Annotated in this window: 11 protein-coding genes and 1 pseudogene; 3 read left to right on the top strand and 9 right to left on the bottom strand. The window is 49.5% G+C overall.

Annotation, left to right across the window (positions count from 1 at the left end; genetic code table 11):
- Window positions 1–184: 184 nt before the first annotated feature.
- Window positions 185–9928, top strand: a pseudogene (locus Xind_RS00550) (non-ribosomal peptide synthetase); the annotation flags it as partial.
- A gap of 50 nt (window positions 9929–9978) precedes the next feature.
- Here the strand turns inward: Xind_RS00550 and nth are convergent.
- The 8 genes from nth to Xind_RS00510 form a co-directional block, all read right to left on the bottom strand.
- Window positions 9979–10611: an endonuclease III gene (gene nth / locus Xind_RS00545; RefSeq protein WP_187649250.1), complete on the bottom strand. Its 633-nt coding sequence runs from the start codon at window positions 10609–10611 to the stop codon at window positions 9979–9981.
- A 14-nt stretch (window positions 10612–10625) separates the two neighbouring features.
- Window positions 10626–11333 (bottom strand): electron transport complex subunit E, encoded by a 708-nt coding sequence (locus Xind_RS00540; protein ID WP_187649249.1) that lies wholly within the window; start codon window positions 11331–11333, stop codon window positions 10626–10628.
- A complete protein-coding gene (gene rsxG, locus Xind_RS00535) occupies window positions 11334–11960 on the bottom strand; it encodes an electron transport complex subunit RsxG (RefSeq protein ID WP_187649248.1) in 627 nt (208 codons plus the stop codon). It lies immediately after the preceding gene.
- A 10-nt stretch (window positions 11961–11970) separates the two neighbouring features.
- Window positions 11971–13050, bottom strand: coding sequence for an electron transport complex subunit RsxD (gene rsxD, locus Xind_RS00530; protein ID WP_187649247.1), 1080 nt, complete (start codon window positions 13048–13050; stop codon window positions 11971–11973).
- 12 nt (window positions 13051–13062) lie between these two features.
- Window positions 13063–15198, bottom strand: coding sequence for an electron transport complex subunit RsxC (rsxC, locus tag Xind_RS00525; RefSeq protein ID WP_187649246.1), 2136 nt, complete (start codon window positions 15196–15198; stop codon window positions 13063–13065).
- Window positions 15191–15814 (bottom strand): electron transport complex subunit RsxB, encoded by a 624-nt coding sequence (rsxB, locus tag Xind_RS00520; RefSeq protein ID WP_187649245.1) that lies wholly within the window; start codon window positions 15812–15814, stop codon window positions 15191–15193. The genes rsxC and rsxB overlap by 8 nt, the downstream gene beginning before the upstream one ends.
- Complete coding sequence (gene rsxA, locus Xind_RS00515) at window positions 15814–16395, bottom strand: electron transport complex subunit RsxA (protein ID WP_047680103.1); 582 nt, start codon at window positions 16393–16395, stop codon at window positions 15814–15816. Before rsxA ends, rsxB begins: the two co-directional genes overlap by 1 nt.
- Window positions 16396–16523: 128 nt before the next feature.
- On the bottom strand, window positions 16524–16964 hold the full coding sequence (locus Xind_RS00510) for a DUF2569 domain-containing protein (RefSeq protein WP_047680101.1): 441 nt from the start codon (window positions 16962–16964) through the stop codon (window positions 16524–16526).
- Window positions 16965–17104: 140 nt separating this feature from the next.
- On the opposite strand from Xind_RS00510, the gene Xind_RS00505 reads away from it, so the two are divergent.
- Together Xind_RS00505 and Xind_RS00500 are read left to right on the top strand one after the other, a co-directional pair.
- Window positions 17105–18145 carry an oxidoreductase gene (locus Xind_RS00505; RefSeq protein ID WP_047680099.1) on the top strand — a complete coding sequence of 347 codons (1041 nt, stop codon included), beginning with the start codon at window positions 17105–17107 and terminating at the stop codon, window positions 18143–18145.
- Window positions 18146–18170: 25 nt separating this feature from the next.
- Window positions 18171–19190 (top strand): bile acid:sodium symporter family protein, encoded by a 1020-nt coding sequence (locus Xind_RS00500; protein ID WP_047680097.1) that lies wholly within the window; start codon window positions 18171–18173, stop codon window positions 19188–19190.
- Window positions 19191–19215: 25 nt separating this feature from the next.
- On the opposite strand, the gene add is transcribed toward Xind_RS00500, so the two are convergent.
- The gene (add, locus tag Xind_RS00495; protein WP_187649244.1) at window positions 19216–20217 is read right to left on the bottom strand and encodes an adenosine deaminase; all 1002 of its coding nucleotides are present in this window, start codon (window positions 20215–20217) and stop codon (window positions 19216–19218) included.
- Between the last annotated feature and the right edge of the window lie 113 nt (window positions 20218–20330).

Here is a 20330-nt window from a genome sequence, read left to right as displayed (position 1 = left end):
TGCCCTGTTAAATTATCGGCACAATGATCAATCGAACCAGTTGGATAATACGCTGGAGGGGGTTGAGTTATTGGACGGACAAGAGCGAACCAACTACCCCATTGTGCTGTCGGTGGAAGACTTTAGTGAGGCACTGGGCTTGACAGTTCAGGTTGTTCAGCCGTTTGATCCGGAACGAGTATGCGGTTATATGCAGCAGGCACTGGAAAGTCTGGTGGACGCACTGGAACAAGCCCCGGAAACCCCGGTACGGGCATTGAATATCTTGCCACAAGCGGAGCGGACTTTATTATTAACTACCTGGAACACAACGGAAACCCCGTATCCTGCGGCCTTGTGTATTCATCAATTGTTTGAACAGCAGGTGGTAAAAACGCCGCAAGCGACAGCCCTGATAGCGGGCGATAAGGTCCTGAACTACAGTGAGCTGAATACACAGGCGAATCAGTTGGCTCATCAGTTAATCAGACAAGGTGTTTGCCCCGGCGATCCTATTGTGCTGCTGTTTGAGCGCTCCATCATGCTGGTCGTGGCGCAACTGGCCGTGCTTAAAGCCGGTGCAGCTTACGTTCCCCTCGATCCCAGGATGCCCGATGAGCGGAAAAACTGGCTGATCAATGACTGTACTGCCAAACTGTTACTCACCGATACACAGACAGCGATCCCGGCTAACCTGATTGTACCGCTGCTTCGTCTTTCCGATGAGGATAAGACGACGAGTGAGCAAGCCAACGAGAAAAATAGTATTAACCCTGACTTACCGTGTGCCAGCACGGCATTGGCCTATATCATGTACACCTCCGGTTCCACCGGGACACCAAAAGGCGTGCTGGTGCCACATCGTGCCGTGGTTCGGCTGGTCATCAATAATGGTTACGCGGCCATTGAGCAGGATGATCGAGTGGCTTTTACCGCGAATCCGGCGTTTGATGCCAGTACCTTTGAAGTCTGGGCGCCGTTGCTCAACGGAGGGGCATTGGTAGTCATTGATCACACCACTTTATTGACGTCGGCGGAGTTAGTCCGGGCTTTGCAGACCCATCGTATCACGATCTTGTGGCTGACCATCGGGCTATTTAACCGGCTGGTGGTAGAGTTGTCCCCGGTGCTGCCGCAGATAAAAACGCTGATTTTTGGCGGTGATATCCCCGACTTACCGCTGATTGCTCAAGTACTGAAACATCGTCCACCGCAACAACTGTTGCAGGCTTATGGCCCGACAGAAGGCACTACCTTTACAACAATGTATCCTATTGAGGCACTGGAAGAGGGCATGATCCGGCTCCCCATTGGCCGGCCTATCGCCAATACCCGGGTTTATTTGTTGGATAGTCATGGTCAGCCCGTACCGTTGGGGGTGACTGGTGAGATTTATGTGGGGGGAGACGGCGTAGCCTGTGGCTATCTGAACCGACCTGAGTTAACGGCCGAACGGTTCCTTATCGATCCGTTTAATGATACCCCAGATGCGCGAATGTACCGCACCGGAGATTTGGCGCGTTACCGGCTAGACAGCAATCTGGAGTTCCTCGGCCGTAATGACCAGCAGATGAAAATTCGCGGTTTCCGTATTGAACCTGAGGAAATTGAAACCCGGCTGACAGAGTATCCGGCAGTGCGTGAGGCGGCAGTACTGGCACTGGGTGATGGCGCTGAAAAATGGCTGGTGGCTTATGTGGTTGCGCAAGAGGAGAAGGAACTGGCGAACAGCCTGAGAACGCATTTGAGCGCGACTTTACCGGATTATATGGTGCCAGCGGCTTTTGTGCGTCTGGATGCGTTTCCCTTAACGCTAAACGGTAAGCTGGATCGCCGGGCATTGCCGGCACCGGATGAAGATGCCTTTGCCCGGCAAGTCTATGCAGCCCCGCAGGGAGAAACCGAAATGACGTTGGCGGCGATTTGGCGTGAATTACTCGGTATGGAGCAGGTCAGCCGCCATGACAGTTTCTTTGCGCTGGGGGGCCACTCCTTGCTTGCGGTACGTATGATTGAACGCCTGCGTCAGCAGGGATTAGCACTGACAGCGCGGGCGTTGTTCCGGTCGCCCGTGTTGTCCGATCTGGCGCAAACAGTGAGGCAGCATCAGGCCATCGAAATTCCGCCGAATGTGATTACCCCCGCGACAAAACAACTGACTCCGGCGATGTTACCGCTGGTGGATTTAACGCAGGCGGATATTGACTACATTGTAGGACAGGTGCCGGGCGGCGTGGCAAATATTCAGGATATCTATGCCTTATCGCCGTTGCAGGACGGGATCTTATTCCACCATTTACTGGCACAAGAAGGGGATACTTACCTGTTAAGTGGTCAGATGGCGTTTGCTGATCGGTCTTTGCTGGATCGTTATCTGGCAGCAATGCAACGGATGATTGACCGTCATGATATTTTACGCACCGCCTTTATCTGGCAAGGGGTGTCCGTGCCAGTACAGGTTGTCTGGCGTCACGCCCTCTTATCCGTGACTGAACTGATACTGGATCCGGCAGAGGGACCCGTGAGCCGCCAATTGGCGGCCCGTTTTAACGTCAGTCATTATCGTCTTAACCTGAGCGATGCACCATTATTGCGCTTTGTGGTGGCGCAGGAAACGGATGGCCGTTGGATTGCCCTGCAATTACTGCATCACCTGATTGGTGACCATGAAACGCTGGAAGTGATGCACCGTGAAGTGCAGGCTTACCTGACAGGGCAAGAGGCAAGCCTGCCTGCGCCGGTGCCGTTCCGTAATCTGGTGGCGCAGGCCCGGTTGGGCGTCAGTCAGGCAGCCTATACCCGTTTCTTTACCGAGATGCTGGCGGACGTGACGGAGCCGACCCTGCCATTCGGGCTGGCGGACGTCCATCTGGATGGAACGCAGGAAAGAGAATGTTACCGGCTGCTGACACCGGAACTGAATGACCGTCTGCGCCGTCAGGCCCGGCAGCAGGGGGTCAGTTTGGCGGCGTTGTGTCATCTGGCCTGGGCTCAGGTGTTGGCGCGCAGTAGCGGACAAGAAAGAGTGGTGTTCGGCACCGTATTATTTGGACGTATGACCAGCGGCGAAGGAACAGAGGGAGGAATGGGCTTGTTTATTAATACTCTGCCGTTACGGCTGGATATGGATGACACCCCGGTACAAGACAGCGTACAGGCCGTCCATCACCGGCTGGCGGGATTACTTGCCCATGAGCATGCGTCATTGGCGCTGGCGCAACAGTGTAGCGGGGTTGAACGCGGTACGCCGCTCTTTAGCGCTTTGCTCAATTACCGGCACAATAGTCTCTCAGCGTCGTCGGATGAACCATTTGAAGGCATTGAATTTTTAGACGGCCAGGAACGCACCAACTACCCCTTTGGGCTGTCGGTGGAGGATTTTGGTGAGGCGCTGGGCTTGACGGCAAGTGTGGTGCCGCCGTTTGAGCCAGAGCGGATATGGGGCTATATGCAGCAGGCACTGGAAAGTCTGGCGGACGCGCTGGAGCACACCCCGGCTATGCCAGTGCGGGCATTGGACATTCTGCCGCAAACAGAGCGTACCTTATTATTAACCACCTGGAACAGGACGGAAACCCCGTATCCTGCGGCGTTATGTATTCATCAGTTATTTGAACTGCAGGTACAGAACACTCCGCAGGCCATAGCACTGGAATATCAAGGACAAACCTTCAGTTACGCCGAACTCAATGCCTGGGCTAACCGGCTGTCCCATCAGTTGATTGCGTTAGGGATCGGGCCGGAGCAACGGGTCGCGATTTGTGTGACACGCTCACCGGCCATGGTAGTGTCCCTGTTGGCGGTACTGAAAGCCGGTGGGGCTTATGTGCCACTCGACACAACCTATCCGGCAGAGCGTCTGATCTATATCCTGAGTGATAGCACGCCATCCGTGGTAGTGGCAGACCGGGCCGGGCAAGCTGCACTGAGTGATGAGGTACTGGCCGGGTTGACGGTACTGGATCCGGCGATGTTGCCGGATCAACCGGACAGTAACCCACGGGTTACCACGTTAACACCGCAAAATCTGGCCTATGTGATTTACACCTCCGGCTCTACCGGGCAGCCAAAAGGGGTGATGGTCGAGCATCAGGCGATTTATCACCGCACGCTGGGCGTCAATGAACGGTATGGTGTGACGGCGCAGGACCGGGTGTTGCAGTTTGCGGCGTTTGCCTTTGATGTCGCCGTTGAGGAGTGTTTCTCCTCATTATGTCATGGCGCCACGCTGGTGATCCGCGATGATAGCTGGCTGTCATCCATACCGGAATTTATTACCTTAACCCGCGAAAACCGTATTACGGTGCTGTTTCTGCCGACATTATTCTGGTCTGAACTGGCTGCCAGAGAACCGGGATTAGTGCTGCCGGACGCGCTCCGGCTGGTTATTATCGGCAGTGAAGCGGTGCAAAAAACAGCCCTTCAGAATTGGTTTGCCCAGGCGGGTCACCGTCCGCGGTTATTAAACGCCTATGGCCCAACGGAAAATACCGTCACCGCCACCTGTCAAGCAGTTGTCTCCCCTGAGGATGACCGTTCTATCGGCCGGCCGCTCAGCAATACCTGCATTTACCTGCTGGACAGCCACGGGCAACCGGTGCCGTTAGGCGGTGTGGGGGAAATCTATATCGGTGGTGTAGGGGTAGCGCGGGGGTATCTGAATCAGCCAATTTTAAGTGAAGCACGGTTTATCCCCGATCCCTTTAGCCCTGTCTCAGGTGCCCGGATGTACCGCACCGGCGATATGGCCCGTTACCAGTCGGATGGTAGCCTGGAATTCTTGGGCCGTAACGACCAGCAGGTGAAAATCCGCGGCTTCCGCATTGAGCCGGGAGAAATTGAAACCCGCTTGCTGGAACACCCGGCGGTGAAGGAGACGATCGTGCTGGCATGGGATGACGGGCAGGGTAAACGGCTGGTGGCCTATATCGTGGCGGAAACGGGGGCAGCAGAAGCCGATGAAATGCTGGTTAACAACCTGCGTACTCATCTGAGTACGGTGTTACCGGATTATATGGTGCCGGCGGCTTTTGTCCGTCTGGACGCGTTGCCATTGACACCAAACGGCAAACTGGATCGCCGTGCTTTGCCGGCCCCGGACGGCGACGCCTTTGCCCGGCAGGCGTATGAAGCGCCACAGGGGGCAACCGAAATGACGCTGGCAGCGATTTGGGGGGAATTACTGGGTATTGAGCCAATCAGCCGTCATGACAGCTTCTTTGCGCTGGGGGGGCACTCCTTGCTTGCGGTACGTATGATTGAACGCCTGCGTCAGCAGGGATTAGCACTGACAGCGCGGGCGTTGTTCCGGTCGCCGGTGTTGTCCGATCTGGCGCAAACAGTGGGGCAGCACCGGGCTATCGAAATCCCACCGAATATGATAACCCCCGAAACGCAGCAACTGACCCCGGCGATGTTGCCGTTGGTGGATTTAACCCAGGCGGACATTGACCATCTTGTCAGACAGGTGCCGGGCGGCGTGGCAAATATTCAGGATATCTATGCCTTATCGCCGTTGCAGGACGGGATTTTGTTCCACCATGTATTGGAACAGGAAGGAGATACCTACCTGTTAAGTGGCCGGACCGCATTTTCTGACCGCGCGTTGCTGGATCGTTATCTGGCAGCAATGCAACGGATAGTCGACCGGCACGATATTTTACGTACCGCCTTTATCTGGCAGGGCGTGTCTGTGCCAGTGCAGGTTGTCTGGCGTCAGGCCCCCTTATCCGTAACAGAATTGACACTGGATCCGGCTGATGGCCCGGTTATGGACCAGTTAAGTCAGCGTTTTGATCCACGCCATTATCGTCTTGATTTGAGTCAGGCGCCGTTACTGCATTTTGTGGTGGCGCAGGAAACCGATGGCCGCTGGTGCTTGCTGGAATTGCACCATCACCTGATTGGTGACCATGAAACGGTGGAAGTGATGCACCGTGAAGTGCAGGCTTATCTGACAGGGCAAGAGCAGAGCCTGGCTGTGCCCGTACCGTTCCGCAATCTGGTGGCACAGGCCCGGTTGGGCGTGAGTCAGGCAGCCCATACTGCTTTCTTTACCGGGATGCTGGCGGACGTGACGGAGCCGACCCTGCCATTCGGGCTGGCGGACGTCCATCTGGATGGAACGCAGGAAAGGGAATATTACCGGCTGCTGTCACCAGAACTGAATGACCGTTTGCGCCGTCAGGCCCGGCAGCAGGGGGTGAGTCTGGCGGCGTTGTGTCATCTGGCCTGGGCCCAGGTGTTGGCGCGCAGTAGCGGACAAGAAAATGTGGTGTTCGGCACCGTACTGTTTGGGCGTATGACCGGCGGAGATGGAACAGAGGGGGGAATGGGCCTGTTTATTAATACCCTGCCGTTACGGCTGGATATGGATGACACCCCGGTACGGGATAGCGTGCAGGCCGCCCATCACCGGCTGGCGGGATTATTAACCCATGAGCATGCGTCACTGGCGCTGGCGCAACAGTGTAGCGGGGTTGAACGCGGTACGCCGCTCTTTAGCGCTTTGCTCAATTACCGGCACAATAGTCTCTCAGCGTCGTCGGATGAACCATTTGAAGGCATTGAATTTTTAGACGGCCAGGAACGGACCAACTACCCCTTTGGGCTGTCGGTGGAGGATTTTGGTGAGGTGCTGGGCTTGACGGCAAGTGTGGTGCCGCCGTTTGAACCGGAGCGGATATGGGGCTATATGCAGCAGGCACTGGAAAGTCTGGTGGACGCGCTGGAAAAAGTCCCGGAAACCCCGGTACGGGCATTAGAAATTCTGCCGCAAACGGAGCGTACCTTATTATTAACCACCTGGAACAGGACGGAGACCCCGTATCCTGCGGCCTTGTGTATACATCGGTGGTTTGAACAGCAGGCAGAGCGCACCCCGCAGGCCACGGCACTGGAGTATCAAGGACACACACTCAGTTACGCCGAATTAAATGCCCGCGCTAACCGGCTGGCGCATCAGTTGATTGAGTCAGGGGTGGAGCCGGAGCAACGGGTCGCGATTTGTGTGGCACGCTCCCCGTCTATGATCATATCTCTTTTGGCGGTACTGAAAGCCGGTGGGGCTTATGTGCCACTCGATATAACCTACCCGGCAGAGCGGCTGGCGTATATCCTGAATGACAGTGCGCCATCGGTGATATTAGCGGATAGGGCCGGGCAGTCTATTTTGGGTGACAAGGTGCTGGCTGAGTGGGCCGTTCTTGACCCGACGGTGTTGCCGGATCAACCGGACAGTAACCCACAGGTTTCCACGTTAACACCGCAAAATCTGGCCTATGTGATTTACACCTCCGGCTCAACCGGGCAGCCAAAAGGGGTGATGGTCGAGCATCAGGCGATTTATCACCGTACGCTGGGTGTCAATGAACGGTATGGTGTGACGGCGCAGGACCGGGTGTTGCAGTTTGCGGCGTTTGCCTTTGATGTCGCCGTTGAGGAGTGTTTCTCCTCATTATGTCATGGCGCCACGCTGGTGATCCGCGATGATAGCTGGCTGGCTTCTATGCCGGAATTTATTACTTTGGTCCGGGAAAACCGTATCACGGTGCTGTTCCTGCCGACATTATTCTGGTCTGAACTGGCTGCCAGAGAACCGGGATTAGTGCTGCCGGACGTGCTCCGGCTGGTTATCATCGGCAGTGAGGCCGTGCAGAAAAAAGCCCTTCAGGACTGGTTTGCCCAGGCGGGTCACCGTCCCCGGTTATTAGACGCTTATGGCCCGACGGAAAATACCGTGACCGCCACCTGTCAAGAAGTCTTCTCTTCGGACGATGATCGTTCTATCGGCCGGCCGCTCAGCAATACCCGCATTTATCTGCTGGACAGCCACGGGCAACCGGTGCCGTTAGGCGGTGTGGGGGAAATCTATATCGGTGGGGTAGGGGTCGCGCGGGGGTATCTGAACCAGCCCGGCTTAAGTGAAGCACGGTTTATTCCTGATCCCTTTAGCCCCGTATCGGGTGCCCGGATGTACCGTACCGGGGATATGGCCCGTTACCGGCCGGACGGCAGTCTGGAATTCTTGGGTCGTAACGACCAGCAGGTGAAAATCCGCGGCTTCCGCATTGAACCGGGGGAAATTGAAACCCGTTTACTGACACACCCGGCGGTGCAGGAGGCGGTCGTGCTGGCACGGGATGACGGGCAGGGTAAACGGCTGGTAGCCTATATCGTGGCGGAAGCTGATGAAACACTGGTTAACCGCCTGCGCACTCACCTGAGTGCAGTGTTGCCGGATTATATGGTGCCGGCGGCCTTTGTCCGTCTGGACAGTTTCCCGCAGACCCCGAACGGCAAGCTGGATCGCCGGAGCCTGCCGGCCCCGGACGGCGACGCCTTTGTCCGGCAGATCTATGAAGCCCCGCAGGGGGAAATGGAAATCGCATTGGCAGCGATTTGGCAGGAGGTCTTAGGCGTCGAGCAAATTAGTCGGCATGATAATTTCTTTGCACTGGGCGGCCATTCATTGCTGGCGATGCAAGTAATGAACCGGATAGCGGCTTTAGAGATGGATTTGCCACTGAGTGAGCTGTTTAACTCCCCTTCTTTGGCAGCTCTGGCTGAAAAACTTCATATTCGGTTTGATCAACAAAGTACATTGCCTCCTATCTTGCCTGTCTCCCGTGAGGGGGGATTGCCACTGTCATTCGTTCAAGAGCGCATGTGGCTTCTGACGCAATTTAAAGGTGCCAGTGAACACTATAATATGCCGCTCGTGTTACATTTGCGTGGACAACTGGATATTGCAGCCTGGCAGCAGGCACTGGATGTGTTATTTGCTCGTCATGAAGCCCTGCGCTCGGTCTTTGTTTCTGTTGACGGTCAGCCTCAGGTTCGCCTGCTGGCGGCAGATCGTGGGCTGCCGTTGGTTCATCATGACCTGCGTGGGTGCCAGGATGCCGAAACAGAGTTAAAACGACTGCGTACTGAGGAGGTGTATGCGCCATTCGATCTCAGCCAGGGGCCGCTTGTTCGGACGAGGCTTATCCAGTTGGCGGATGACGACTATCAGTTTTTGCTGACCCAGCACCATATTATTTCCGATGGTTGGTCAGTGAAGGTACTAATAGATGAACTGAACTCGCTCTATACGGCTTTTCTGGCCGGGCAACCGAATCCTTTACCCGTGCTGGCGATCCAGTACCCTGATTATGCAGTCTGGCAGCGGCAGTGGTTTTCTTCCGAACATATGCAGAAGCAAGTTGACTATTGGCGCACGGCGTTGGCTGATGCACCGACTCTGCTGAATTTACCGACAGATCGGCCACGCCCATCGGAGCAGTCGTTTGCCGGTCAAGTTTTACCCATCAATTTGAATGTGGAATTAATAACCGCCTTGAAGCGTCTGAGTGTACAGCACAATGTCACGTTATTTATGACATTATTGTCCGCCTGGACGGTGGTCTTATCGCGTTTGTCCGGTCAGGAGGATATTATTGTTGGAACCCACAGTTCTGGCCGTAGTCGTCAGGAAGTGGAGCCATTAATTGGATTCTTCGTGAATACACTGGCGTTACGCACAAGAGTTTCGGGTGAGTTGACGGTAGCGGAGTTGCTGGCACAAGTGCGGCAAACCACGCTAGCGGCACAGGCGCATCAGGATTTGCCGTTTGAACAGATGATGGAAATTGTACAACCGTCACGCCAGCTAGACCATATACCGTTGTGTCAGGTCGTATTTGCCTGGCAGGATTATGAAGATTCTGACTGGACATTGCCGGGGCTGACAGCGTCATCAATTGCTCATGATTTAAATATTACCAACTATGATCTCGAAATAGAGTTTTTTGAAGAGAATGGCATAGTTGCCGGAGCGGTAAGTTATGCCACCGCCCTGTTTGACCAATCGACCATAGAACGGCACATTGACTATTTGCTCACTGTACTGCAAATCATGGTGGATAATCCCCAACAGCGGATCAGGGAAATTGTTGTTTCTCTGTAAATTAGGGCTAACTCCCGCCAGATCAGGCGGGAGTTAATAGGAGAGATGTATTACTCAGTTTTATCCGCATATTCGCACAGATCTTCAATAATACAAGATCCACAGCGTGGTTTACGGGCAATACAGGTATAACGACCATGTAAAATTAACCAATGGTGGCAATCTACTTTGAATTCATCAGGTACAACTTGCAATAGCTTTTTTTCGACTTCATCAACATTTTTTCCCGGAGCAAATTGAGTCCGATTGCTGACACGGAAAATATGGGTATCAACAGCTATTGTCGGCCAGCCAAAGGCCGTGTTCAAAACAACATTGGCTGTCTTACGACCGACGCCCGGTAATGCTTCGAGCGCTGCGCGATCTTCCGGTACTTCGCCTTGATGCTTTTCCAGCAAGAGCCGGCAGGTTTTAATCACGTTCTCGGCTTTAGTGTTATATAACCCGATAGTCTTTATATACTCTTTTAAGCCATCGACGCCCAAATTAAGGATGGCTTGTGGCGTATTGGCAACCGGATAAAGTCTTGCCGTTGCCTTATTGACGCTGACGTCTGTTGCTTGTGCTGACAGCAATACTGAAATCAGCAGTTCAAATGGTGAATTGAAAACCAATTCAGTCGTTGGATTAGGGTTGTTATCCCGTAAGCGGGTTAAAATTTCGACCCGTTTTTGTTTATTCATACCTGATTACGCCTTTATCCTCTTGTGATACGGCTATCGCAGCCTTTTTCTATGTTGTCATAGCGACGTGTTTTAGCATCTGTACGGCTTTTAATTCGTTCATCAATGATATATTTCCCGGCCAGCATCAAACCTAATCCAATAAATGCACCTGGTGGTAAGATGGCTAGCAGGAATGGGGAATCCATATGCACAATTTCAATACGTAATGATTTAGCCCAACTCCCTAATAATAGATCTGCACCGTCGAAAAGTGTGCCATTACCCAGGATTTCACGCATGGCGCCAAGCACAAATAGGGCAAATGTTGCACCAAGACCCATTGCAATACCATCAAGCGCTGAGTGATAGATTGAGTTTTTTGATGCGTAGGCTTCCGCACGTCCGATAACGATACAGTTAGTCACAATTAGCGGGATAAAAATCCCCAATGATTCATATAATCCGAATGCAAAGGCATTGATTAACATCTGAACGGCACTGACAACAGATGCAATGATCATCACATAAATAGGAATACGGATTTCGTGAGGAACCCAACGGCGTAAAGCGGATACGGCGATGTTGGTGCTCAACAGAACCAGTGTTGTTGCCAATCCCAGTCCCAGTGCATTAGTGGCAGTAGAAGAGACTGCTAAAAGGGGACAAAGTCCTAAAAGCTGTACTAATGCGGAGTTGTTTTTCCATAACCCCTGAAGAAATAGGTTTTTAGTTTCACTCATTTATTTTGTTCCACATGTGGATAATGAAGAAAGTTGTGCTGGCATGGTTTCCATATAGAGAGCTGTCCGTTTCACTGTATTGACAACAGCACGAGGAGTGATGGTTGCTCCCGTAAACTGGTCAAATTCCCCGCCATCTTTTTTAACTGCCCAATGAGGATCATTATTGGAAGTGATTTTCTTGCCAGAAAAAACAGAGATCCAATCGGATATGCGGGTATCAATTTTATCCCCTAACCCCGGAGTTTCATGATGTTCGGTAACACGCACACCGAGTACCTTGCCAGAAAAATCTGCCCCGACCAGTAGTTGGATAGCCCCTGAATAGCCATCGGGTGCAGTGCTTTCTATTGCAGCAGCAACCGGAGTTCCATTTTTACGTGCCAGATAGAGACGATGGGGTTGTTGATTACCTAAAGCATCTGCTGTTACCAGATAACATTCATTTAGCATGTTGTTATCATACAGCGCAGGAGGAACAACCTGATCTAATAATACCTTATGTTGTAACGCTGCTTGTTCTGCAATCCGGTCTTTTGTGAATGAATAAACAATTGCCGTTAACCCGGTGGTACAAGCGGCAAAAATTGCGAGGGTAATACCGTGACGTCGCATAGTTTCTAACATGACAGCTCCCTTATTTATGGCCGTAAGCACGAGGTTGTGTGTAATTATCGATAAGTGGTACGCAGATATTTGCTAATAAAACAGCGAAAGCCACGGCATCCGGATAGCCACCATAGACACGAATAATCCAAATCAGCAAACCAATTATGGCTCCATAAATCAGACGACCTTTCGGTGTTGTTGATGCGCTGACAGGATCTGTCGCAATAAAAAATGCACCTAACATGGTTGCGCCGGAAAAGATTTGCAATAAAGGAGGTGAATAACGGCTCGGATCGATAAGCCAACTGAGCAAAGCACAACTTCCCAGTACAAGGATAAATGCGGTCGGGATTTGCCAGCCAATCACTTTGCGATTCAGCATGATTAATCCACCAATCAAGTAAGCTACATTGACCCACTGCCAGCCAATTCCGGCCAGATTACCTTGCAGTATCGGTTGCTGTAACACTTCATTAACGTCGTGGGTCAGTCTGCCGGTTTTGAAGCTATCCAGTGGCGTAGCCTGGCTTAGCCCATCAATTCCTTGTTGAAGTTGTATCAGAGTCGAACCATCAGGTGTATGTCCTGTAAAGATCACCATAAGGCAATCCCATGGAGTCAAAGTCACGGCTTGTAAGGAGGCTGGTGGCATCCAGCTTGTCATTTGTACAGGAAATGAGATAAGTAAGACAACATAACCTACCATAGCTGGATTAAATGGATTTTGTCCAAGTCCGCCATAAAGATGTTTAGCAATAATGATGGCAAAGAAAGTACCGAGTATGATAAGCCACCACGGTGCCAATGGTGGCAGACTAATACCGAGCAGTAATCCGGTCACTAATGCCGAATTATCTTTAAGGTAGGGAATGACCTGTTGTTTCTTTAATGCAATAGCTACAGATTCGGCCATTAATGCGGTAATGATTGCCAACAGGATTTGGATCAGAGTTCCATAGCCAAAGAAATAGGTTTGCACAGCGATACCCGGTATAGCAGCTAAAGCCACCCATAACATAATCTGGTTGGTATTTTTCTTACTGTGTGTAAAAGGCGAACTGGCGACTTTTAACAGGTTATTATCAGTTTTGACTGGCCTAAATTTCATCGATAAATATCACTATTCTGTTAGAGTTTCTTGTTTTTCCTGAGCGGCTTTCTTCGCTTTTACGCGGGCAATGGCGGCCGCGACAGCGGCTTTACGGGGATCGACCTCTTCGGTAACTGTTTGAGCCTCTTGCTGTGGAGCAGGTTCAGGCTGAGCTTGAGCGGCTTTCTTCGCTTTTGCACGAGCAATGGCGGCTGCGACAGCGGCTTTGCGGGGATCGACCTCTTCGGTAACTACGGTTTGAGCTTCTTGCTGTGGAACAGGTTCAGGCTGAGTTTGAGCGGCTTTCTTCGCTTTTGCACGAGCAATGGCGGCTGCGACAGCGGCTTTACGGGGATCTTGTTTTTCATCCACACTATTTTTATTTTGTTGTGAAACCTCTTGTGACGTTGTCACTTCTTGGTTTAGTTGTGTGGCCTTTTTCGCTTTTGCTCTGGCGATAGCTGCGGCAAGAGCAGCTTTACGAGGATCATCACTTTCAGCGGATGTTATTGTTGCTGCGGTTTGAGTATTCGATACCTGTTTTTCTGCCTGACGAGCACGTAGTTGTTCTTTTCTGGCTTTGCGTGCTGCAATGGCTGCCGCATTATCAGGTAATTGTCCGGCTTGTACGGTGATTGTCTCTCCAGCGTTAGACTGTTTTTCTTTCACGCGAGCGAGAGCCGCCTGTACAGCACTTTTATCCTGATTATCTATTTGAACTGCAACTTTTTTATGGCGCTCTTCGCGAGCCAGTTTTTCGCGTTCCATACGTGCTTGTTTAGCTTCAAACCGGAGCTTAGCTTCAGATGATCGACGAGCTTCGGCATCGATAGTGCGTATTTCAGCTTTTTCCTGCCGATAGTACTGAACAAGAGGAATATTGCTGGGGCATACATAAGCACAAGCACCACACTCAATGCAGTCAAATAAGTTGTGGCTCTTGGCTTTTTCATGTTCTTGACCACGGCTGAACCAGTAAAGTTGCTGAGGTAATAACCCGGCTGGACAGGCTTCAACGCATAACCCACAACGGATACAGGCTTCTTCAACCGCTTTCGGCTCCATTTCATGGGGGGAAGGAGCAAGTATGCAGTTGCTGATCTTGACGATAGGCACATTCAGATCAGGTAAGGTAAAGCCCATTAATGGTCCACCCATAATGACCATTTGCTCTGGCTGAGGTTTAAATTTGGCTTGTTGTAACAGAAATTGAACAGGTGTACCTAAACGAACCCAGAAATTACCGGGTGAGCTGATGGCTTCTCCTGTCAGAGTGACAACGCGTTCTATTAAGGGTTCTCCGTCAATAATGGCTCGTTTGATGGCCATCACTGTACCGACATTTTGCATAAGAATACCAATATCGGAAGAACGTCCGCCAGAAGGAACTTCTTTGCCCGTCAGGATCTTGGTGAGCTGTTTTGCACCGCCAGATGGGTATTTTGTTGGAATAACACGCACAACAATTGATTTATCGCTTTTCAGAATACTTTTCAGGGCATCAATTGCCTCAGGTTTGTTATCCTCAATCCCGATCAAAACCTGTTTCGGATTGAGCAAATGTATCAAAATGCGTATGCCTTCGATAATTTCACCGGCATGTTCCTGCATCAAGCGATCATCAGCCGTGATATAAGGCTCACATTCCGCAGCGTTGATGATCAAGGTACTGATATGACTTCCGCCGCCTTTTAATTTTGTGGCTGTTGGAAATCCTGCACCACCAAGACCCGCAATACCGGCTTCATGAATGCGTTGCAGCAAAGTATCAGCATCAAGGGATGTGTAATCCGAGGTTTGGATGCGTTCATACCATTGATCTTCTCCATCTGGACGCAGGCTGACACAGAGCTCTTTCAATCCAGAAGGATGGGCTGTAACACAGGGTTCAATCGCGGTGACAGTACCAGAAGTGGATGCATGAACGGGTACAATTCTACCAATCCCTATTGTCAGTGGTTGGCCTTTAAGTACTTTATCCCCGGCTTTAACCAGCAATTCTCCCTCTGGGCCGATGTGTTGTTGTAAGGGAATAATCAATTCTTCTGGTAACGGAGCATAGCGTAATGGTGTACGGCTGGATTGCAGTTTCATCTCTGGCGGATGAATACCGCCATCAAAATCCCATATTTTGTTTTTGTTAAGCAAATTGAATAGATTAAACATTGGCTTTAACCTCAACAGGCTTAGCAGAAGATATAAACATGGGTTCTGACTCAACTGGAATATTTTTAACCGGAATGGAGTTTAAATCCCATTTCCAGTTTGATGTTGTGGTTGCAACGGGGATCATCGTAATGCAGTCGGTCGGGCAAGGTGTGACACATAAGTCACAGCCCGTGCAGAGATCTTCAACTACAGTGTGCATTGCGCGATTTGCGCCGATAATGGCATCAACAGGACATGCCTGAATGCACTTTGTACAACCTATACAGTTTTCTTCATCAATAAAGGCAACTTTCCTAACCGGGTTTTGTATGCTTTCATCGCCATCTAATGGTTGTGGGTCAACCCCCAGTAATTCTGACATCTTGAGCATCACTTGCTCTCCGCCTGGGGCACATTTATTGATCATTTCTCCATTGTTGGCAACAGCTTCTGCATAAGGACGGCAACCCGGATAACCACATTGCCCGCATTGGCTCTGTGGCAGCAAATTATCGACTTTTTCAACAATCGGATCTTCTTCCACTTTAAAACGGCGAGCGGCAAAACCCAGAATTAACCCAAAGATTAATCCGAGTACGCTTAATACGCTGATAGCAATCCATAAAGATATCATTAGAATTTCACCAAACCACTAAAGCCCATAAATGCAAGGGACATTAACCCGGCAGTAATAAGCCCTATCGATGAACCGCGAAAAGGGGCTGGAATATTGGCAACCGCTAAACGTTCACGAATTGCGGCAAATAACACCATGACAAGGGAAAATCCAGCGGCGGCCCCGAAACCGTATATGGCAGACTGTAAAAAATTATGTGACTGGTTGACGTTCAGTAAAGCCACACCGAGCACAGCACAGTTTGTTGTTATCAATGGCAGAAAAATGCCTAATAAGCGATAGAGTGCAGGGCTGGTTTTGCGAACTGCCAATTCGGTGAATTGGACGACAACGGCAATCACAAGAATAAAACTTAAGGTACGTAAATAAACTAGATCCAGCGGAACAAGAATGAAAGTATTTACCAGCCATGAACTGATAGAAGCGAGGGTCAGGACAAAAGTAGTTGCCATCCCCATGCCAATGGCTGTTTCGAGTTTCTTGGATACTCCCATAAATGGACATAAGCCTAAAAACTTCACCAAAACGAAGTTATTGACCAAGACCGTGCCAATAAATAACAGAAGGTATTCAGTCATTGCTATACCTGAAAATAAGAGATGTGATGAAAACAATATACTGTTTGTAGTCGTGAAAATGACAGAAACTCCCCCCGCCTTGCGGTGAGGCAAGTGGGGGCAATGATAACAATCAATTTTAGGCGATGTTATCGATCTTGTGTGAAAGTCATTTTAACCCGATAAGAGCGCTTGATATAAGGAACAAAAACAGCAGCAGCTAATAGGGGCCAAAGTAGGGAGCGAATAGCTATTTCGTCAGGAATAGGAGAAAAAGCAAATGCTTTAATGGCAATAAGAACAGAAAGTGTCAACCAGATAATAAAAATATGCGGGAATCGTTTTGAACGAATAAAAAGCAACTTTAATACCCAAAACGTAAAACACCACATAATAGCCGTGGTTAATACGGAGATATACCACAGAATGGTGAAATTACCTCCTGCCTGGTGAATTACAGTGCCTTGTTGGAAAAAAGTTATAGCATATAACACTAACATCGAGCTGGCGGCAATAAGTGTCATGATTAAATAAGCGGCAGGAGCCAATAACCAACCGTTTATACGGTAATAATCATTGGATTGATACATAAAAAATATTCTCTCCATGATGGGTATTCAGATACCAAAAGATAGTAACACAGGAATTAAGATTATTTGCTAATGAATAAGAGCTGGTGGTATTTTCTGATGCCTTGTTATAACAGTTTTACAAATGTTGAGAGGCAGTTATGAATAATTCTCTGAAAGTTGGCTTAGTTGGATATGGTTATGCCAGTAAGACATTTCATGCACCATTGATTGCAGAGACACCAAGTGTTGAATTAGTTGCTGTTTCCAGTAGTGATATAGAAAAAGTTAAAAAAGATTGGCCAACCATTAATGTTGTCTCTTCACCAGAAACGTTATTCAATGATCCGGATATTGACCTCATTGTTATCCCGACTCCCAACGATACCCACTACCCATTAGCGCAAAAAGCATTGTTTGCTGGTAAACATGTTGTGGTTGATAAACCTTTTACGGTTACGGTGGAAGAGGCAGAGGCACTTAAGAAGCAGGCGGAAGAGGCTAACTTATTGTTGTCTGTTTTCCATAATCGACGTTGGGATGCAGGTTTTTTGACGGTTCAATCGCTGATTAAAAAAAATGTATTGGGAGAATTAAAGTATTATGAATCCCGTTTTGATCGCTATCGTCCGGCTGTTCGTCAACGCTGGAGAGAAGCCGCAGGAGCGGGTAGTGGGATCTGGTATGACTTGGGCCCTCATTTATTGGATCAGGCTGTCCAGCTTTTTGGTAAACCTCAGACCATTACAACAGACCTGGGTATGATGCGCCCAAATGCTGAAACACCAGATTATTTTCATGCACAACTCAAGTACCCAGAGTTAAAAGTGATATTACATGCATCAATGCTTGTCGCCGCGGAATCTCCCGTTTATACCCTGCATGGAATGGCGGGCAGTTACGTGAAATATGGTTTAGATACGCAGGAAGAGCATTTGAAAGCAGGCGAAAAGCCATCACAAGAAGGTTGGGGACATGATGCGCGCGATGGATATGTGACGTTGTCACAAAATAATGACTTGATTACGCAAGCTATTCCTAATTTACCGGGTAACTATAGTGCTTATTATGCCGCTATCCGTGATGCTATCCTGACGGGAAAACCTAACCCTGTGACCGCAGATGAAGCTATCTTGATTATGAAGTTGATTGAGGCCGGAGAAAAATCAGCGAAAGAGCAACGTACTGTGGTTATTGATTAACCTTAAAGTAAGAGGAACAACATTGATGAGCTGGTGGCAAAAGTTAAAAATCGATCCTTTTCTGTTAACACTGATTACCGTAGTAATCATTGCGTCATTCTTTCCCTGTGAAGGTGAGGTAAAAACGTGGTTTCAACATTTGACTACAGCAGCCATTGCACTGTTGTTTTTTATGCATGGAGCCAAACTTTCACGTGATGCGATTGTGGCAGGAATAGGGCATTGGCGCCTGCATTTAGTTATTTTTCTTAGTACTTTTGTTTTATTCCCTATGTTAGGTATGGGATTATATGTCATTGTACCAGAGTGGATGTCGCCAACGGTCTATATGGGATTTCTGTATCTTTGTGCTTTACCAGCCACTGTGCAATCAGCGATTGCTTTTACTTCTGTTGCCAGAGGGAATGTCGCCGCCGCGATATGCAGTGCTTCAGCGTCCAGCCTGTTGGGCGTCTTTCTTTCTCCATTGCTTGTTGGTTTTCTAATCCAGCTTCATGGCGGTGCTGGTGACAGTAGTGTTAGCAGTACTGGTAATAGTGCGGTTCATCCTGACACATGGAAAGCGATAAAAGATATTATCCTGCAATTAATGGTACCTTTTATTATTGGTCATTTGTCACGCCCATTGATTGCCAATTGGGTAGAACGGCATAAAAAGTTGGTCAATATGACGGATCGTTCATCTATTTTGCTGGTGGTGTACGTTGCATTCAGCGAAGCAGTTGTAGAAGGCATTTGGCATAAAATTGATGCTTATTCACTGGTTATGATTGGTATTGTCTGTTGTGTTTTGCTGGCAGTAGTATTAACCATTAATGTATATAGTGCACGCTTATTCGGATTCAGCAAAGAAGATGAAATTACCATCGTTTTTTGTGGTTCTAAGAAAAGCCTCGCCAATGGCGTGCCGATGGCGAATGTTTTATTTCCGGCTGCAATGGTTGGTATTATGTTGTTGCCGTTAATGATTTTCCATCAAATCCAATTGATGGTTTGTGCGGTACTTGCAAATCGATATGCTGCCCGCTCAAAAAAGGCAGAGTAATCTCTGCCTTTAAAAGTAACAGTTGTTAGCGGTTTGCTACTTTGGCTCTTAGTGCTTGTTTCTCTGTTTCACTCAGGAATGCTGTTTCCAACCCATTGCTCTGTGCCTGTCTGATCTGTTCTGGAGACAATCCAGCGGCGGGTGCAGCTACATTATACTCATTGCGAATTTCAATTCCTTCAACGGCCGGGTCATCGGTATTGATTGAAGCCAGAATGCCATGCTCAAGGAATTTTTTCAGCGGGTGAGCTGATAAGGCGCTGACGGTACTGGTTTGCAGGTTTGATGTCAGGCAGGATTCAATACCAATACGGTTTTCCGCCAGATAATCCATCAGCGCAGGATCGGTGATAGCCTTAACACCGTGGCCGATCCGGGTTGCTCCCAACTCACGGATCGCGTGCCAGATGCTTTCTGCGCCTGCTGCTTCTCCTGCGTGTACACTGATGTTCCAACCCGCATCACGTGCCTGAATAAAATGTTGTTCAAATAGATGTCCGGGGAAACCAAGTTCATCACCCGCCAAATCCATCGCAGTGATATGTTGTTTATGGGCAAGTAAGCCTGTTAATTCTTGAGAGCAGGCTCTTACTCCGAATGTTCTGCTCAGAATACCAATCAGACGAATCTGGATATCGTGTTGTCTGCTGGCGGAATGGATGCCATCAATGACAGCTTCTACGACACCTTCAACCGGAAGCTGGTGTTTCATTGCCATGTAATAAGGTGAAAAACGGAGTTCAGCATAATCCAGTCCGGCATTGACTGCATCTTCTACGTTTTCTACCGCAACCCGACGGCAAGCATCCAAATCAGCCAGTACAGCAACACCCCAATCAAGTTTTTGCAGAAAGCTAATAAGATTTGGCTCATTTTCAATGATCTGGACATGGGGACGCAGAGTTTCCAGTTCATATGCAGGGAGTACGATATTATGTTGACGGCCAAGATCCAGAATGGTTCCAGGGCGAATGTTACCGTCAAGATGACGGTGTAAGTCAGTGAGCGGAAGCCGTGTATCAATCATTTTTTTATCCTTCTTATCAGAAAAATATACAAAAAAGCCAGTCAATGCATTGACTGGCAATGAAAGCACTATCTATCGATTTTTTACGATGTTTTTACTGCGTCGGTCTTTTT

It is taken from the genome of Xenorhabdus indica, from assembly GCF_014467235.1.
Taxonomy (GTDB): Bacteria; Pseudomonadota; Gammaproteobacteria; order Enterobacterales; family Enterobacteriaceae; genus Xenorhabdus; species Xenorhabdus indica.
This window is presented reverse-complemented; position numbering and strand designations above follow the sequence as displayed.

Bases quoted from the DNA above. Each gene is read 5' to 3' on its own strand.
- rsxD (WP_187649247.1), bottom strand. From the start codon at position 13,050: ATGAAATTTAGGCCAGTCAAAACTGATAATAACCTGTTAAAAGTCGCC.
- rsxG (WP_187649248.1), bottom strand. From the start codon at position 11,960: ATGTTAGAAACTATGCGACGTCACGGTATTACCCTCGCAATTTTTGCC.
- Xind_RS00505 (WP_047680099.1), top strand. From the start codon at position 17,105: ATGAATAATTCTCTGAAAGTTGGCTTAGTTGGATATGGTTATGCCAGT.
- Xind_RS00500 (WP_047680097.1), top strand. From the start codon at position 18,171: ATGAGCTGGTGGCAAAAGTTAAAAATCGATCCTTTTCTGTTAACACTG.
- rsxB (WP_187649245.1), bottom strand. From the start codon at position 15,814: ATGATATCTTTATGGATTGCTATCAGCGTATTAAGCGTACTCGGATTA.
- Xind_RS00510 (WP_047680101.1), bottom strand. From the start codon at position 16,964: ATGTATCAATCCAATGATTATTACCGTATAAACGGTTGGTTATTGGCT.
- Xind_RS00540 (WP_187649249.1), bottom strand. From the start codon at position 11,333: ATGAGTGAAACTAAAAACCTATTTCTTCAGGGGTTATGGAAAAACAAC.
- rsxC (WP_187649246.1), bottom strand. From the start codon at position 15,198: ATGTTTAATCTATTCAATTTGCTTAACAAAAACAAAATATGGGATTTT.
- nth (WP_187649250.1), bottom strand. From the start codon at position 10,611: ATGAATAAACAAAAACGGGTCGAAATTTTAACCCGCTTACGGGATAAC.
- rsxA (WP_047680103.1), bottom strand. From the start codon at position 16,395: ATGACTGAATACCTTCTGTTATTTATTGGCACGGTCTTGGTCAATAAC.
- add (WP_187649244.1), bottom strand. From the start codon at position 20,217: ATGATTGATACACGGCTTCCGCTCACTGACTTACACCGTCATCTTGAC.